Below are 16,764 nucleotides of genomic sequence, written 5' to 3'. Positions count from 1 at the left end.
GAAAAATTCTGTCCCCTTCGTCTAGAGGCCTAGGACACCGCCCTTTCACGGCGGTAACAGGGGTTCGAATCCCCTAGGGGACGCCATATAAAAAACACTCGCTATTTAGCGGGTGTTTTTTTATGGTCGAAATAAATAGATTTAAGGGCTTAATTCTTGATTGATCCACGCGTGGCCCTGTTCAACGCATTCGAAAAACTGAAAGACTACGCCGCAGCGCTCATAAACGCTACTCATTTGTTGAATCACTAAAGATTTAGCTTCCACATCTACCAATATGATTGCAGAAGCCTTCAGACCCATATGCTTGCGGTTTTCAACCGTTTGCGCCAACCTTCTTTCGGCATCCGGCGTAAACATGCTCATACCATACAGGCAAATAATTTGTCCCCAACAACGCGAAGAAAGTGACTCTATCGCGGTTTGCATGGTTGACTCGTATTCGTCTACGATCTCTTTATTATAAGGACCCCTCGCGTCCACAATCATGCAATGGTTGATGACTTTAATAGAAAAGCTGCCGTGTGACGCGAACTGACTCTTATACACTTCCATAATATTAATTTCCCAGTGTTCACTACACACTTTAAAGATAGTAAAGGGAGCAAATATTTGGTTCGTAAAAAGTGATTTAAATGCTCGAGATTTGCGAGCTATTGCTAAATAGGTTGAAATGTTGAACTACACATTGTGTTGTTAAATCGACTTCGGTAATAATGCACAGATTAGATTTACAGGTAGATTGAATGGGCCAGATGTCACAGATGGATTGGCGCTTAACTCAAACGTTTTCGGTTTATATGGCTGAAAATGTGGCGGTGGATTTGCTCAATGATGCTCAGGTGGATGAAGGGCAAGCAGAAGCTGAGCGCTTGTTTGGGAAGGATTCCGACGGGCATACAGCGGCGCGATTATTTAATCTCGGTCGTGAATTCCCTGTCGCGGATTTGGGTATTTATGCGAATGTTTTAACGTCTTCTGTTACTGTCGAAAATTGGTTTGACGCTTTAGTTGAGATGTTAACTGAGTTAAGTGACGAGCAAGCCTTATTCCTCTCTGAAAATACCGTTGAAGGAGTACAGCTCAGTATTCCTTTATACCCAACGGAAACGATTACCCAATGTGTTTTAGCTGGATTAGTCTACCAGTTAGCGAGCTATGCAGAACTCATCGCTAAACAAAGTGTCGCTTGTCAATTGCACCCCAAATTCGGCGTATCAGAACAGGCCAAATCAAGCGGCAATATTCTCTTCTGTTTAACCATACGGTCGCAGCATTTATCAAACCGTCTGACCCACGCTAATCCACGGGTCTACAATGTGTTCAAGCGACAACTCAATGTCATGCAAAAAGGCCGCAAGAACCAAAGCAACGTTGAGTTTAAAGTAATGCGAGAGATAGGTCGTGTTGGCGACTGGGCAAATGTTACCCAAAGTTCTGTGGCCTCAGCGTTGGCGATGAGTGAACGTTCATTGACCAGAAAATTACAGCAAGAAGGTCTAAAATTTCGTGATATTGTGGTGGCTGCGCGCAATAGTGAAGCACTATCGCTGTTGTTTAAAGGTATGCCAATTGGTCAGGTCAGTGATTCCCTTGGCTTTTCCGATCGCGCAACCTTTGAGCGCTCGTTTAAAAAATGGCAAGGCCTGTCACCCGCAAAAATCCAAGCGCAATATGCACTACTTGCCGCCGAAACTGCAATTGATAATATTGTTAATGCTACTGAGCTTCCTCATTTACCCAACACCATTACCCAGTTATTACAGTTACTAAAGCAGGATGAAACAGATCTTGACGAAGTCATTGAATTACTTGAAACAGATCCTGTACTTGTGGCCAAAATATTGCGCATTGCCAACAGCAGTATGTATGCAAATGTAAAAGCAGATACTTTAAAGCAAGCGGTAATTGCAATATTTGGTTTCGATAAGTTATACGCACTGACACTGTCTATCATGTCCACCGCCATGTTTGCAGAAAAAGTCGACTCGTTCGATTATCGCAAATTTTGGCAGCACGCTTTGCTTACTGTTTGGGTTATTGAGCAGTTAGTTGAATTACATGCGCTGAGTAAAGACGAGGCTGAATATTTGTCTTTAGCCGGGCTACTTCACAGTATTGGGGAACTTGTGATCCATTACTGTCTTCCAAACAAAGTCGCTCAGTATACTGGGGATTTCTCTGAACACGTTACGTGGCGTGAACACAATCATTACCAAAAATTAAAGCTAGGTACCTGCACGACTGCCGTGAGTTCGTTCGTTTGCCATTTATGGCATATCCCTAAACCCGTTTGTGAGCTCATTGATATATTAACACCTCAAGGTCGCCCCAAGGTACATTTGTTAGTTGAAGCGCTTGATATTGTTGACTATTTGCTATTTCCCACTAAGCAAACGCAAACCAGTTGTAAGATGCTGGTTGAAAAGCATTGGGGGTTGAAAGAAGAAGGGCGACGTTTCTTAGAGCAGGGTAAAGCCATTCGCGATGAACTCTATGAGACTGCAAATGCATTGATTTGACCCTGAAAAAACGTTGATTTATCATCTCGGCAACAGCCTCAGGCTCTGTGAAATTGGCGTAAAATGCCATATTTCATCTCTCCCCAAATAGTTAACCTTGTCCAAAATGGATAGAAGTAGGTGTAATCGTGAAGTACCTAATCGCTGGATTGTTGTTGTTGTTGAGCGCAAGCGCCAACGCAAATCTGATTGAATCAGAAAACTATACAAATGATTCGAATAACAACTATTGGACCAACCTTGATCTTGGATTGGATGTACTACGTCTAGATTGGGTTGATACGTTAGGAAGTGACAGTCAGGTCGACCTAGCGGGTTATCAGCAGTTTGTTGCTGATTCAAAAGGCGCTTGGCGCTTCGCTACATGGGCCGAGTTTGTGAGTCTATACAACTGGTTTGATACCGACCCAACGACCAATGGTTGGTCAATCGCTCAAAACGTTGGCGGTAATTTATTTTTCGAATTGAATGGGTACGGCCCGGATCACACAGACCAATACGGCTTCGACCATGAAGGCTACACTTATTGGCAATTTGGTACACTAAATGCTGATGAAGAACTCGAGTTTGTTTGGTTTGCAGATTTTGGCGACCAAGACGAGCGTGTTGTTTGCGTCGAGTGGTCAGTGCTGTGCATGCATTCATACTTTCCAGATGTAGGATCACCTATGTGGACTGCCGCTAATGCTATTGGCATGGCGAGCATCAACGTTGCACCGGTATTAGTCCGTGATTTCGTTGGTAGTTTTTCAGCTCGAATTGCTAATGTATCAGAGCCATCTATTATGTGGATGTTACTGACTGGTATGATATTCTTAGGCTACCGAAGAGCAAAAAGTGCGGTGTAGCCGTTACTAGTAATTGCCGAACTGATTACCGATAGCCGCTCTTTTAAGAGCGGCTTTTTTTTAGGGCGTACATGACTTTTATCGAACTGTTTACTGATTACTTATACGTATTGCGTTATATCGCTCTAGGCTTGATGGTCATCATGCTGATATTTGCTATCGATGATTTGTTTATCGATATCTATTATTGGACCCGCCGCTTGTGGCGAGCGCTTGTCGTTTATCGCAAACGCGAACCCTTCAATGAACAGGCCCTGTTGAAGTTAAAGGAAAAACCGTTGGCTATCATGATCCCAGCTTGGCAAGAGGTTGGGGTGGTCGGCAAAATGGCCGAATTAGCTGCGTCTGAACTCGATTATGAAAATTATCAAATATTTGTTGGCTCGTATCCCAATGATACTGCAACCCAAGCCGATGTAGATGCAGTTTGCCAACGCTTCCCCAACGTCCACAAAGTTGTTTGTGCGCGTCCTGGACCAACGAGTAAAGCTGACTGTTTGAATAATGTCATTGCGTCGATTCTATCTTTCGAAGATCGCACACGCGTAAAGTTTGCTGGCTTTATAATGCACGACGCTGAAGACGTTGTGTCGGCTATGGAGCTACGTCTTTTTAATCATCTGCTTGAGCGCAAAGATCTCATTCAACTACCGGTTTATCCATTTTCAAAAGGACCTTGGCACTTCACCGCGGGGCACTATCTGGACGAGTTTTCTGAAATGCACGGCAAAGACATGGTCGTGCGTGAATCACTTGTAGGGCAAGTACCTAGCGCCGGAGTTGGCACCTGCTTTAGTCGCCGCGCGATCTTGAAGTTGACTGAAGAAGGGGATGGTTTGCCGTTTGATGTGCAATCATTAACTGAAGACTACGATATTGGTTTTCGTATGAAACAGTGGGGTATGGAGGAGATTTTTGTCCACTTCTCGGTGTCTGATGATAAGTATGCACCATTCGCGGAGAGTTCGCGCAGTCGCAGTGAGGCCGGTGGAAACGTTGTTTGTGTACGCGAGTATTTTCCCGAAACATTAACCACCTCAGTGCGTCAAAAAAGCCGTTGGATTGTCGGTATTGTCTTTCAAGGTATGCAAATCCACAAATGGTCATCGAACTGGAAATTAAATTATTTTTTGTGGCGCGATCGCAAAGGTGTCATTGCCCACTTTGTTAGTTTTTTTGCCACTATTATTGCCATTCATGTCATTGGTTTGATGATCTATGATGCGCTCGATAAAGACGGCTACCGTTTTATGTCTTTATTCAAAGACGATTATCTGAGTATTCTGCTGGTACAAGTAAATTTTGTTTTTTTCTTAAATCGAATTTTCCAGCGAATGATTTTCGTGCGGCGCTACTACGGCATAGTGCAAGCATTAGTCAGCCCACTGCGCTTACTGTGGGGGAATTTGATCAACTTTCTGGCCAACTTACGTGCGATTAAACAGGTGATAGAGCAGGGCGGTAACCCCAAGCGCGTCGCATGGGATAAAACTGAGCACGTATACCCTACAGTAAGCGACCGTTCTTTAGGATTGTCTGTTGGCCGGATCTTGACGGCTAATGGCATTATTTCCGAAGCACAGTTACAACAAGCGCTTGAGCAACGTGCTGCAGACGAGAAGCTTGGTCAAACATTACTGCGATTGGAACACATTTCTAGTGACCAATTGGGGCAAACATTAGCGGAACAGGCCAGCGTTGACTTTGAACATGTCGATCCATTCTCGGTGTCTGACGATATCATCCAATTAGTGCCTGCAAGAGTTGCGTTACGCTATCGGGTGTTCCCAATCCGGTTAGACAACGGCAGATTAATTGTTGCCTCTGAAAATCGTCAATCACCTGTTGCCATTGCGTCATTGGAGCGCCAGCTTGAGCAGCAGGTCTCTTACGTCATTTGTCAGGCGGGTGCGGTAACGCTAGGACTGCGTTTCCACTATCAACAGATTGCTGAGGCTGACCCTCGGCCAGTGTTGGACAAATATGCAGGCCAATTGTCAGCAGAGCAGCGTCAGCGTGTGTTAGATAAATACTACAACCAACAAATTCAGTTTGGCGACGCGCTGCAGCAGGTGGGGCTGATTGAAACTCCGATTTTCAACCAATTAATGTTCGAATTTGACCCGACGGGAGAGCAGAAGTTGGGGGACTTTATGGTGGAGCGATATGTAATTACGCCTGAAGTTGTAGAAGAGGTATTAACTTTGCAGCGACAACGCCAACGTTCGATTGAGCATTTAGTTGAAGACGTAACTGCGCAAGGAGTAAGCGTATGAGACTGTTGATTAACACCATACTTGCCCTTTGCATAGCGTGCTCCTCCGTTCAAGCGCAACAAACCGAGCTGACTGAGTATCAAGAGTTTAAGACTTACCCGTTTATCGAAAAGGCTTATCGTTTGCAACGACAAGGCAATTATGCCGAGGCATTAGTTGAAGTTGAAAAAGCGTTGGAGATTGCACCAGATTACATTGAATTCCAACAGTTAAAGTTCCAGCTGCAATTACAAATTTTGTCTATTGGCGAGCTTATGACGTTATTCTTAAATGCCTCGCCAGAAGAGCAATCAACTATGGCACCTTTGCTACTAGAAGTGTTGCTAGCTAAAGATCAAGCCGTCGCGATTGAGCAATATGCTGTGGTCCTTGCGCGAATAGAAGGTACTGTAAAAACTGCTGCTATTCTCGCCGTCAATGGGCGACTCGTTGGACAACAGCGGATGCAAGATAGTTTATTGTTGCTAAATAGCCTGACAAGCAATGCACCAGAAGTTATTTTGGCGCGCTTTAATTTAGCAGTCGAATTGCAAGACTTAGGCGTGATAATTGCCCTATTCGAACAAGGTGGATGGCAGCCAAATGCTGATGCTGTAACCCGTTATGTCGATGCCTTAGTGACGCTAGATCGCGACCAGCAAGTGTTAGACTTTTTGACTGCAAACCCACAGCAACGTGCGGCTACCGAATCATTCATCCAACGTCAGATTGCTAAACAAGACTATGTTATGGCAGAGCGTGGGTTTGAAATTCTCGAGCAACATGGTCAGTTAAACGCGAGCATGGCGGAGCAGCGACTGCAAATGCGCTTATCGTCTGATTCTCTGGCATTGAGTGTGGCCGATGTGTTGCAATCTGAGTTAAATTGCTGGCAGAAAGCTGAATTATTGCAACAGCGATTCGGCGATTCACAACGACAGACAGCCGTTGACTTACTTCAGAGTTGCACAGTGGAACCCGAGGACGAGACGTCATTTGCAACCGTGGTACTAAGCATAATGAATGTCGCTGAGTTACAGCAAATAATCCCACGTTTTAGCGGTGATAGCGCCCGATTAAAACAAGGCCTCATCGCAAAAGTTGCTGCGCAACAAGATTATCAGACATTGATTGAACTTAGCCAACACGCTGATTATCGTCAGTACTTAGATGCGCGAACATTGGCACTGGCATATCAACACATGAATCGATTGTCTGATGCGGCAGATCTCTATTGGCGAGATTACCAGACAACACAAGAGGCGACATCATTAGCACAGGCTACCTTCTTGTGGTCTGCTGCTGGTGAGCAAAAACGCACTGCAGAAGTGCTAGGCAAATATATCACTGATACCTCAAGCCCGCTTGAGGAAATATTAGTGTTACGCTATCTCGGAGCATTAGACGCACAATCGCAAATTCCTCAGAAAGTTATTACCCGACTGTTTGCCCAAAGTTTTGGGATTGACGCAGTGGCAGAGCGCCTTCGAACACAACAGCGTTGCGATCTCAGCCTTAATTATCTTGCCCAATATCAACTGCAATCGTCTGCTAGCCAGCTAACGCGAGCACTGTGTTTACAGCAGCAAGGCGATGTGCAAGCCATTGCCGCATGGCAGCAAATATTGGCTGACAATCCTGCCAGTGAAAATTTTCAAGCGACGTTATTTGCAATGATGAATGCCCAACAATACACAGAAGTATTGGCATTGATTTCTCGTTATCCACAGTTTAATGATGAACAAACTGTGCGAGAAGTGAAACTCCAAGCACTTATTCAAACCAGGCAGTACGATGCAGGTTTGACTGAGTGGCAATCTCAAGTTGAACAATACGGGTATCGCGACTATCCAACGGGTATTGAATTGGCATTACAAGCAGACCAGCCAGAGGTGGCGAACCAATGGGTAGATATTTGGTTGGCATCAGGGGATTCTCTCAGTGAAAATGACTGGGTATTAGTAGCGCAAGTCAAAGGGATAGTGGGGCAGGCAGAGGCAGCTCTTAACGCATGGAAGTTAGTGCTGGCAGAGAATCCACAATCAACACTAGCGCAGTTGAATCTGGCATATGCAACCATTCCGGTCTCGTCAGAACAAGCGTTGTTGGCATTTGAAGCCTATGTGGAAAACGCACCAAGCGTCGACCCCGATATTTGGAAACAGATGGCCTACTTGGCTGACAATGTCGGTGATTATCCTAAAGTCTCTGATTATCTCGACAAGTACTATGCGATGTTAAGTGGTGAGTATAACGTCGACAATCAAAACGCTTGGTCGTTACATGAGCTTTACCAGCAGAGCCAACGTCGCTGGGATTTCAGTGCTACCGCATCGCACGGTGACGGGGCTGTTCTAGGGGACGTATTTTTCATTGACAACAATGGCGAACTTGCCGATTCGCTACCTAACAATGGCTTGTCGGCGCGCTTGTCTTACCGCATGTTTGCCGATTCTAAACGTTGGCATGCCTATGGTCAGGTCAACGCTAGTGGCCCAGATAATTCGCCCATTGATCAGCAAAGTCTGGAGCTTGGGGTTAGCTATCGATTACTTGAATCGGTCAACGTACTTGCTAGCGCCGGTGGTATTTTGTTCTCCGACGGCGATGACAAGTTTCAGCCCTTTGTGCGGTTGAGCAGTGATGGGTTAAACCAAGATGAGTGGCGCAATGGTTGGCGGTTTGAGTCGTCTTGGTGGGAACGTCAGTGGTATAACGATATTCTATATTTGCTCGATAATAAGCAGCTGTTTGCGATTAGTCGTTTTGATTTAGGCTATGTTAAACCTCTGAGTACAAGCACCAAACAAACAGTCAAACTTTATGGTTTAGCACAGTTTGACTATCGTCGTCAGCCGATTGCTATTAATGAATTAGCCGCTTTTGACCAAACCTCATTGGGGGCGGGTATTCAATGGCGTCTATTCGAAACGCCTGCTGGACAAGCAGAGTCTGCGTCGGTTTGGACAGCCAGTCTTGAGTTCAGGCACAGACTTTCTGGCGATTTAACCAACGATGATAACGGTTGGTTAGTGACAATAGCGTATCGCTATTAATGTTTAAGTGTTGTGTTCTAATTGTCTCGATTTGTTTGCTGTGTACCGGTTTACACGCTGCTGAAACGCGTTATGCAGGTATTTTTTACCAACCGTTAGCCCGCGATATCGGTGCGAGTTCAGAAGACTGGGGCAATTTATTGTGGTCAGTAAAAGCGGACGGAATAAATCACATTGTTTTTCAGTGGAGTCAATTTGGCGAACAATCCTTTGTTGGCCGCGATAGCACAATAGAACGTGTGCTCAGTCAACTAGAGATACGCAACATGGGGTTTACGCTGGGCCTGGCGATGCCTGCTAATTATTATCACGTGATGGAGCATTCCGACGCGCAGACTAAGCAAATCGCATTACAGAAATGGTTGCAGCAAAATGTTCAGTTTATGTTGCGTATGACTGTTGCTGGGTTTCCTCAACGCCAAGGCTTTCAAGGATGGTATTTACCGCTGGAAATTAGTGAGACCTACGTCGACGGTGAACTATTAGCTATTTGGCAGAATGGTTTAGCTCATTTACTGCGAGAAACACCGTATAATGTATCAGTTTCCTACTTCCCTTCAGCTAATGGTGAATTCAACCGCTTTGCACAAATCAACGATGCGTTAGCACATCCACGTTTAACCCTAATGGTTCAAATACCGTCAGGTGTCTCAGATACTGATGTTCGTTCGAGCATTATTCAGTTGCCGTGCAAAGCTGCTGTAGTCGTCGAGAATTTCACGCAAACATCTGCAATCGGCCAACCCTTTACTGCCGATAAGGCGGCATTGCCGACACTGGCAAGTCAATATGATTGTCAAAAGGCTTATATCTTTTCGCTGCGCTATCAAGCGTATAGTCATTTTTTACCGTTACAGGATTTCTGATGCGCGTTATGTTGGCGCCGATGGAAGGCGTTGTTGATCATCTCATGCGCGATATGTTGACGCGTATTGGTGGCTTTGATTTGTGTATTACTGAGTTTGTGCGTGTGGTTGAACAGAAGCTGCCCAACCACGTCTTCCACCGCCTGTGTCCAGAACTGAAAACCGGTGGTACAACACCCGCCGGCGTTCCCGTCAGAGTTCAGTTGCTTGGTCAGCATCCGGTATGGTTGGCTGAAAATGCTGCTCGAGCTGTCGATTTAGGATCGCCAGGGATTGATTTAAATTTTGGCTGTCCCGCAAAAACGGTTAATAAAAGTAAGGGGGGAGCGGTTTTATTGAATGAGCCAGAAACATTGTTTGCTATTGTTTCTGCGGTGCGCAAGGCAGTCCCCGACACTCTGCCCGTGACGGCCAAAATTCGTTTGGGCTTTGATGACCGAACCCAGGTTTTTGATAATGTAAAGGCGCTTAGCGATGCAGGCGCAACGGCAATTACGATTCATGCGCGCACCAAAACTGATGGCTATAAGCCTCCAGCCTATTGGGATTGGATTAAAAAAGTTCAGCATTTGTCTAAGGCGCCAATCATTGCCAATGGTGAAATATGGAGTGCAGCGGATGCTAAACGTTGCTTGGCTGTCTCGGGCTGTAAAGATCTTATGATCGGCCGAGGTGCACTGTCTCTGCCAAACTTAGCACAGTGTATAAAAAGCGATGTGCCCCCTATGACGTGGGCTGAAGTGACCGATTGGTTGGTAGAATATTCAGGCTATGAAATTTTTGGCGATAAGGGGCGGTACTACCCCAACCGAATTAAGCAATGGTTTGGCTATTTGAAAAACCAATACACAGAGGCTGAATTTGTGTTTGATCAAATTCGGCGCCTACGAGACTCCGACAGTATTGTCGAAGTCATTCGTAGCAATCAGTATCGCTTCGCAGTTACCAAAGAGTAAACCAGAAAGGCAATTATTTAGAACAAAAGCTTCTCTAGCTCACGCCGCATAAACTCAGCAATAAGTGGCTGTGCCTCAGCGTTGGGGTGAATGCCATCGCGTTGCATTAAACTGCTGTCCAATGCAATGTCGGTTAGGAAAAAGGGAACGAGTGGAACATCTTTTTCCTCAGCAACCAGCGCGAAGCTTTCAGTAAATAGTTTATTGTAACGACGTCCATAGTTGGTCGGGATTTGCATTTCTTGAATAAAGACTTCAACGCCCGCATCATGGGCAATATCGACCATCTTACGCAGATTTACACGTAGTTTATTGACATTGTGGCCTTGTAAACCGTCATTACCCCCCAACTCTATTAGTAAGTGTGTGGGTTGGTGTTGGGTCAATAAACGGGGTAAGCGAGCTAAACCGCCGTCGGTTGTTTCTCCACTGATCGCAGCATTTACCACGTCGATCCCAGAATGATTTTTTTCCCACATATTTTGTAACAAACTAACCCAACCCTCTGGGGCCTTTAAGCCGTATGCTGCACTAAGGCTATCCCCAAGGACTAGCAGTTTAATATCTGCGTGCGACTCAGACGCTTTGTGTTGATCTGAAACCGCAGCGAAGGGTATTAACAATAATACAAGTGCGAACCAGATGAATGCGCTGTTTCGTTGACGATTAAACAAAGTAAAGACTCCTCGAATGCAAAATATGATTGAAACTAAATCTATCACTAAGACAGTTAATACCAGCGAAGGCTCACTTCAGATCCTTCAACCGATATCATTTGAAGTCAAGGCGGGTGAGTCGATTGCTATAGTAGGTGCGTCAGGCTCCGGTAAATCAACGCTTTTAGGGCTATTAGCTGGACTTGATGAAGTGTCTACAGGCGAAATCTACCTAGACGGCCAAGGATTGCACACCATGGATGAAGAGCAGCGCGCCCAGTTGCGTGGCGACAAGGTCGGGTTTATTTTCCAAAGCTTTATGTTGGTCCAAAGTCTCACTGCGCTTGAGAATATTATGTTACCTGCAGAAATAAACGGCCTGGACAAACCCAAACAACGGGCTCTGGAAATTTTAGAACAAGTGGGACTGGGTCATCGAGCACACCATTATCCGAATCAGTTATCAGGCGGTGAGCAGCAACGTGTCGCCATTGCAAGAGCCTTTATTACCCAACCTAAAATTTTATTTGCTGATGAACCTACCGGTAACCTTGATGCCGCGAATAGCGATAAAATTGAAGCATTGTTATTTGATTTAAACCAACAGAACAAAACCACCTTGGTGTTGGTGACTCACGACAATGAACTCGCCGCTAAATGTCAGCGTCAGCTCAACATGCATGCGGGAGAGTTGACTGAAACTACAGTTGACAGCGTGACCACAACAGTCGACGTAGAATCTCAGCGCGAGGCGAGCTAAGCGGATGAATACTACATTTAACCTCGCGTGGCGTTTGTTTCGTCACGAAGCTCGCCGCGGTGAGCTAACCATTATATTACTAGCAATCGTACTGTCAGTAGCAGCGGTGTTGTCTTTATCACTGTTCAGCGAACGATTGCAGCAGGCGCTGACCGATCGTTCGGCAGAGTTCATTGCTGCCGACCGCCGCTTAAATTCTCGCACACCCGTTGATGAGCAATGGTTGGTTGAAGCTCAAAAACTCGGTTTGCAAACCGCAGAGCAAGTCAGTACACGCTCTATGGTGTTTGGCGAAAATGAAATGGCGCTTGCCGATTTGCGTGCAGTTAACGACCAATACCCGTTGAAGGGCGCCATTACTATTGCGCCTGAACCTTTTGCGCCTGCGGCTGATATAGACGGAACGGTACCGCCGGGTGAGGTGTGGATAGATTCGCGATTATTTCAATTATTGGACGTTTCCATTGGCGATACTATCTACGTTGGTGATGCGGAGCTAACAGTTACCCAAGTGTTAGGTGAAATTCCGGATGCAGGCTTTAGTGTGTTTAACACCGACCCCATCGTTTTGATGTCGATGGCTGATATTGCCGCGACCAATGTTACAGGGCCTGGTAGCCGGGTTAACTATAAAGCGTATTTTACCGGGGACGCTAGCACGTTGGACGATTACTATGATTGGCTGCGTCCGCAATTAGACGATGAAATTCACTATTGGATGTCGATAGAAGCGGATGAATCCGCTGTTGGGCAAGCTGTTAGCCGCGCTGAACGTTATTTCTTGCTTGCCAGCTTATTGGCAATAGTACTCGCAGCAGTGTCGATTGCCGTCGCTGCCCAGCGCTATAGTCAGCGCCACTTTGATCCGGTGGCGATCATGAAGACGATTGGTGCGAGCAAGCAGCAAATACAACGTGTATACATTTTGCAAATTAGTTTTATCACTATTCTTGGGATCCTAATTGGAAGTGTGCTAGGTATAGCGATTCAACAGGTGGTTGTTACGGCCTTGGGTGATAGTGTCGAAGTATCATTGGATGTATGGCATTGGCGTCCTTTGCTAATAGCGTTGTTTACGGGTAGTTTATGCGCGTTGATGTTTTCACTTTATCCGTTGATGCAGTTGTTTTCTGTGCCACCGTTACGGGTATTGCGCAAAGATATCGATGCCAGCTTGAGTTCTCGGACTATCCAGTTTGCGGCAGCAGGCAGTGCAATATTCTTACTCATGTGGGCTTACAGTCGTGACTTAACTATTAGCGCAATTTTGTTTGCCTCTGGAATCGTCTTAGTTGTTGGTCTACTTGCGGTGACCTATGGATTAATCGCTGTAGGACGTAAGCTAGGCGGCGGAGCAATGGGCCCTTGGCAGCTTGCGTGGGCGCGTATTCGTCGCCGAGCGATGGATAACTCAGTGCAACTGATCAGTTTTTCGATCACTATCATGTTGTTACTTGTCGTTCTGGTAATGCGCAATGACATGATTGCGCAGTGGCGTGCACAGTTGCCTGAGGGGACGCCAAACTATTTCGTGAGCAACGTAACTGAAGCGCAGCGTCCAGCCTTAGTTGAACAGTTTGAAACTAACAATATTCGCTATGACGAGTTCTTTCCTGTGGTGCGCGGCCGCTTTGTGGCAATCAACGACGAACGCATTCGTACCGAAGTCACTAAAGAAGACGAAGAGCCAGCACAAGAAGGGCGCGATGGCCTTGGACGTGAAGCGAACCTCACATGGGATACCGAGCTTCAAACTGAAAACCGGATTGTTGAAGGGCGCTGGCTAGATCAATGGCAACCCGGGATGCCGCACGAAGTATCCGTTGAGGCCGAGGTTGCTGAACGCTTAAATATTAAGTTGGGCGATATCCTAACATTCAACATAGGGAGCGAGATTGTCCGGGTGGTGGTAACCAGTTTACGTGAAGTCAACTGGCAGACGATGCAGCCCAATTTCTTTTTTGTACTGCATCCAGCCGCCATGGAGAACTTTGCTGCGACGTACATTACCTCGTTCCATTTAGACCAATCGAGAAAGTCAGAGATTACCCGGTTGATGTTGCCATTTGCGTCGGTAACGCTGTTTGATGTTGATGCGCGGATCAATCAGCTAAGGGATGTCGTTGACCAAGTATCGTTAGCCGTTGAGTTTATTCTTATTTTAGTTCTAGCAGCCGGAAGTTTGGTGTTAATCGCACAAGTGCAGGCGAGTATGGATGAACGTCAGCAAGAGCTAGCTATCTTACGGACCTTGGGCGCGAAAGGACGATTGATTCGACTCAGTGTGGTATTTGAGTTCTTAATTATCGGCATTGTCGCAGGCTTTATGGCGGCATTGGCGAATGAATTCAGTCTCTGGTTATTGCAATCACAAGTGTTCCAGATGGAAGCCTCGATTCACTGGGAATATTGGGCCGTAGCGCCGCTGGCAGGAGCGATAGTTGTCGGAATCTTAGGCGCTTTAGGATGCTGGCGCTTGTTGGCACTCAATACCAGTACGCTACTACGTAAGATGGTGTAAACAGTCGCGTAGTATCAATTGGATATTGTTGGTCACTCAGCGGTATTGAGGGCTGAGTGATCAAATAGTGCAAACGTATTCTTGCCTGTATGCTTAGCGTTATACAAGGCTTTGTCTGCTCTTGAATAGAGTTCGTCTGCAGTTAAAATTTGATTAGTGTCAGATACTGCAACGCCACATGAGGCCGTGACTCTTTTAAAGGGCAGGTTCTGCTCATGTGGAATATTAAGTTCAAAAACACGACTGCAAATCGTTTGAGTCAGCCGGGTAGCATCTGAGTGAGTATCGCAAGTGGCAAGGAAAATAAACTCCTCACCACCGACTCGGAAAGCTGACTCATTTGCTCGGCGACTAAGTGTTTGTAAAAGATTACCGATCTTGTTGATCACCTCGTCACCTTTAGGGTGCCCATATGAGTCGTTAAATTTCTTGAAATTATCTAAATCCAAAATTGTAAGCATTAATATGCGGTTTTCTCTTTGTGCGCGGTTGAGTTCGATTGGTAACACGCGATTAAACTCTCGTCGGTTCAATAGGCCCGAAAGCTCATCCGTTGTTGCCTTGCTTCCAATAGCCTGATCCGTTATCCGCACGTAACGAATTAAGAAATACCAAAGAACTAAAACAATCATAAAGGAAGAAAACATAGACAGGAGAAGATATCTTCCTCTTTCTGATTCGCTTTTATCTAAACTTGACTGAGTTTCCTTAAGTACTTCATCAATTGCACTTGCGATGCCGGCACTAAACCCCTGTTTCAGCGTCCTATATTCATCACTTCGCAGTAATGCCAAAGCCTCGCGAGGCTCTCCACTTTGAATAAACTCAAACGCCAGCTTCTCAATTTTAACGAGTCGCATATTTGCATCTGCGGTCTCTTGGAAGAATTTGGATATATTGGGATCGGTAGCGGACGCAGTTAATAATAAATCGTCCAAAGATGCCTCATATTTTTCATACCTCTGCTTCCACTTTGGATCGCCATCGTGGGATGCAACGAGTGTTGACATTGTCAGAATTTCGTCGTGCAAGGCTATATCCTGAGCCAATACCTTCAGATTAAAATATTTCGAGCTTAATAAATGTTGTTGGTTGAAGAAGTAAACGGCAGATGTGGCAGTGAAAATGAGTGCTAAAAGCGCAATTGTTAACAGTGAAAATAACGTCAAGCGCAATAGATGGATGCGTTTGGGAACGAGGTGATTTTTCTTTAGCACTGTACAACCGAAAGTAGGTTACTGAAATTGGGCTTTATCGTTCAGGGCAGCGATCGATTAATATGTATCGAGCTTAGGCTAAAAGAAAAAGGTCCACATCTTGAGATAACTTAGGTATAGACCAATAAAATCGCATTTTCCAGCCTAGTGCGCGTGGTTTCTTGTCGGGCGAATTCAGTCAAACAATCTGGTTTATTCAATGCGCTTAATCGAGCAAAGCGCTCAAGGCTTCATCGAGGTGAGGAAACAAGAAATGAAAACCCTCACGCACTAGGGCATCAGGCACTACGTTTTGTCCATATACCAGTAAATCGGCTGATTCTCCCATTAGCAAACGTAAACTGAACTCCGGCATCGGTATAAGCGCTGGCCGATTGAGCGCCTTGCCCAAGGCTTTGGCAAATTGTTTATTATTTACAGGGTGAGGAGCGGTAAGATTATACGCTCCTTGGCTAAGCGGGCGTACTAGTAAGTGATTAATCGCATTGACCATGTCTTTAATGTGGATCCAAGACATGTATTGTTTACCCGATGCAATAGGCCCACCTAAACCGAGTTTAAACGGCAGCAACATTTTACTGAGCGCCCCCCCATTTGCGGCGAGAACGATACCTGTCCGCAACACACAGACTCGGGTAGACGATGACGCAGCTTGCTGCGCGAGCATTTCCCACTTCGCGCATAAACGATGAGAAAACTCGTCGTATAAGTCTTGGAACTGTTCATCCACACGCTCGTCGCCTTGACGGCCATAGTAGCCTATAGCCGAACCGCTGATGAGTACACTGGGAGGGCTTTCACTGGCATGGATAAGTTCTACAAGTTTTTCAGTAGTTTGCCATCGGCTTTGCTCGATCACACGCTTTTGAGCATTTGTCCAGCGCTTGTCAACAATAGGCTCACCGGCAAGATTGATAATGGCATCAAACGCACTAACGTCTTTTAAAACTGCAAGGTCATCGATAAATTCACAATTACTCGGCAGCTCACTTTGCGCGCGCTTTACATTACGGGTAACGACAGTGAAACTATAATCGTGTTGATATTGGTCGATGAAATGTCGGCCTATTAGTCCTGTACCACCCGTAATCAAAATATTCATGATGC

12 protein-coding genes and 1 tRNA gene are annotated in these 16,764 nt (G+C 45.7%); 9 read left to right on the top strand and 4 right to left on the bottom strand.

What is annotated here, in order from left to right:
* Window positions 1-10: 10 nt before the first annotated feature.
* Window positions 11-86, top strand: a tRNA-Glu gene (locus QTP81_RS04645).
* Window positions 87-141: 55 nt separating this feature from the next.
* Here the strand turns inward: QTP81_RS04645 and QTP81_RS04640 are convergent.
* Window positions 142-555: a hypothetical protein gene (locus tag QTP81_RS04640; RefSeq protein WP_289364071.1), complete on the bottom strand. Its 414-nt coding sequence runs from the start codon at window positions 553-555 to the stop codon at window positions 142-144.
* 191 nt (window positions 556-746) lie between these two features.
* On the opposite strand from QTP81_RS04640, the gene QTP81_RS04635 reads away from it, so the two are divergent.
* From QTP81_RS04635 to QTP81_RS04610, 6 genes are all read left to right on the top strand, one after another.
* Entirely contained in the window at window positions 747-2,522 is a 1,776-nt protein-coding gene (locus QTP81_RS04635; RefSeq protein ID WP_289364070.1) for an HDOD domain-containing protein, read from the top strand.
* A 128-nt stretch (window positions 2,523-2,650) separates the two neighbouring features.
* On the top strand, window positions 2,651-3,370 hold the full coding sequence (locus QTP81_RS04630) for a PEP-CTERM sorting domain-containing protein (RefSeq protein ID WP_289364069.1): 720 nt from the start codon (window positions 2,651-2,653) through the stop codon (window positions 3,368-3,370).
* Window positions 3,371-3,441: 71 nt separating this feature from the next.
* Window positions 3,442-5,646 (top strand): glycosyl transferase family protein, encoded by a 2,205-nt coding sequence (locus QTP81_RS04625; protein ID WP_289364068.1) that lies wholly within the window; start codon window positions 3,442-3,444, stop codon window positions 5,644-5,646.
* Window positions 5,643-8,681, top strand: a complete 3,039-nt coding sequence (locus tag QTP81_RS04620) for an NfrA family protein (protein WP_289364067.1) — start codon at window positions 5,643-5,645, stop codon at window positions 8,679-8,681. Before QTP81_RS04625 ends, QTP81_RS04620 begins: the two co-directional genes overlap by 4 nt.
* A complete protein-coding gene (locus QTP81_RS04615; RefSeq protein ID WP_289364064.1) occupies window positions 8,681-9,547 on the top strand; it encodes a DUF4434 domain-containing protein in 867 nt (288 codons plus the stop codon). Before QTP81_RS04620 ends, QTP81_RS04615 begins: the two co-directional genes overlap by 1 nt.
* Window positions 9,547-10,503: a tRNA-dihydrouridine synthase gene (locus QTP81_RS04610; protein WP_289364062.1), complete on the top strand. Its 957-nt coding sequence runs from the start codon at window positions 9,547-9,549 to the stop codon at window positions 10,501-10,503. Before QTP81_RS04615 ends, QTP81_RS04610 begins: the two co-directional genes overlap by 1 nt.
* 17 nt (window positions 10,504-10,520) lie before the next feature.
* On the opposite strand, the gene QTP81_RS04605 is transcribed toward QTP81_RS04610, so the two are convergent.
* Window positions 10,521-11,177 (bottom strand): arylesterase, encoded by a 657-nt coding sequence (locus QTP81_RS04605; RefSeq protein ID WP_289364060.1) that lies wholly within the window; start codon window positions 11,175-11,177, stop codon window positions 10,521-10,523.
* Window positions 11,178-11,202: 25 nt separating this feature from the next.
* Here QTP81_RS04605 and QTP81_RS04600 point away from each other — a divergent pair, with 25 nt between their 5' ends.
* Together QTP81_RS04600 and QTP81_RS04595 are read left to right on the top strand one after the other, a co-directional pair.
* Entirely contained in the window at window positions 11,203-11,919 is a 717-nt protein-coding gene (locus QTP81_RS04600; RefSeq protein ID WP_289364504.1) for an ABC transporter ATP-binding protein, read from the top strand.
* Window positions 11,920-11,923: 4 nt separating this feature from the next.
* Window positions 11,924-14,440 carry an ABC transporter permease gene (locus QTP81_RS04595; protein ID WP_289364058.1) on the top strand — a complete coding sequence of 839 codons (2,517 nt, stop codon included), beginning with the start codon at window positions 11,924-11,926 and terminating at the stop codon, window positions 14,438-14,440.
* Between the two features lie 32 nt (window positions 14,441-14,472).
* Here the strand turns inward: QTP81_RS04595 and QTP81_RS04590 are convergent, their stop codons facing one another.
* Window positions 14,473-15,657, bottom strand: coding sequence for a GGDEF domain-containing protein (locus QTP81_RS04590; RefSeq protein ID WP_289364057.1), 1,185 nt, complete (start codon window positions 15,655-15,657; stop codon window positions 14,473-14,475).
* Window positions 15,658-15,862: 205 nt separating this feature from the next.
* Window positions 15,863-16,759, bottom strand: a complete 897-nt coding sequence (locus tag QTP81_RS04585; protein WP_289364056.1) for a TIGR01777 family oxidoreductase — start codon at window positions 16,757-16,759, stop codon at window positions 15,863-15,865.
* Window positions 16,760-16,764: the final 5 nt, after the last annotated feature.

It is taken from the genome of Neoalteromonas arenosi (assembly GCF_030362855.1).
Lineage (GTDB): Bacteria > Pseudomonadota > Gammaproteobacteria > Enterobacterales > Alteromonadaceae > Alteromonas_E > Alteromonas_E arenosi.
The sequence above is the reverse complement of the archived record's forward strand: the minus strand, read 5'-3'. Positions and strand labels throughout refer to the sequence as shown.

Bases quoted from the DNA above. Each gene is read 5' to 3' on its own strand.
- QTP81_RS04640 (WP_289364071.1), bottom strand. From the start codon at position 555: ATGGAAGTGTATAAGAGTCAGTTCGCGTCACACGGCAGCTTTTCTATT.
- QTP81_RS04635 (WP_289364070.1), top strand. From the start codon at position 747: ATGGGCCAGATGTCACAGATGGATTGGCGCTTAACTCAAACGTTTTCG.
- QTP81_RS04625 (WP_289364068.1), top strand. From the start codon at position 3,442: ATGACTTTTATCGAACTGTTTACTGATTACTTATACGTATTGCGTTAT.
- QTP81_RS04620 (WP_289364067.1), top strand. From the start codon at position 5,643: ATGAGACTGTTGATTAACACCATACTTGCCCTTTGCATAGCGTGCTCC.
- QTP81_RS04615 (WP_289364064.1), top strand. From the start codon at position 8,681: ATGTTTAAGTGTTGTGTTCTAATTGTCTCGATTTGTTTGCTGTGTACC.
- QTP81_RS04610 (WP_289364062.1), top strand. From the start codon at position 9,547: ATGCGCGTTATGTTGGCGCCGATGGAAGGCGTTGTTGATCATCTCATG.
- QTP81_RS04600 (WP_289364504.1), top strand. From the start codon at position 11,203: ATGATTGAAACTAAATCTATCACTAAGACAGTTAATACCAGCGAAGGC.
- QTP81_RS04595 (WP_289364058.1), top strand. From the start codon at position 11,924: ATGAATACTACATTTAACCTCGCGTGGCGTTTGTTTCGTCACGAAGCT.
- QTP81_RS04585 (WP_289364056.1), bottom strand. From the start codon at position 16,759: ATGAATATTTTGATTACGGGTGGTACAGGACTAATAGGCCGACATTTC.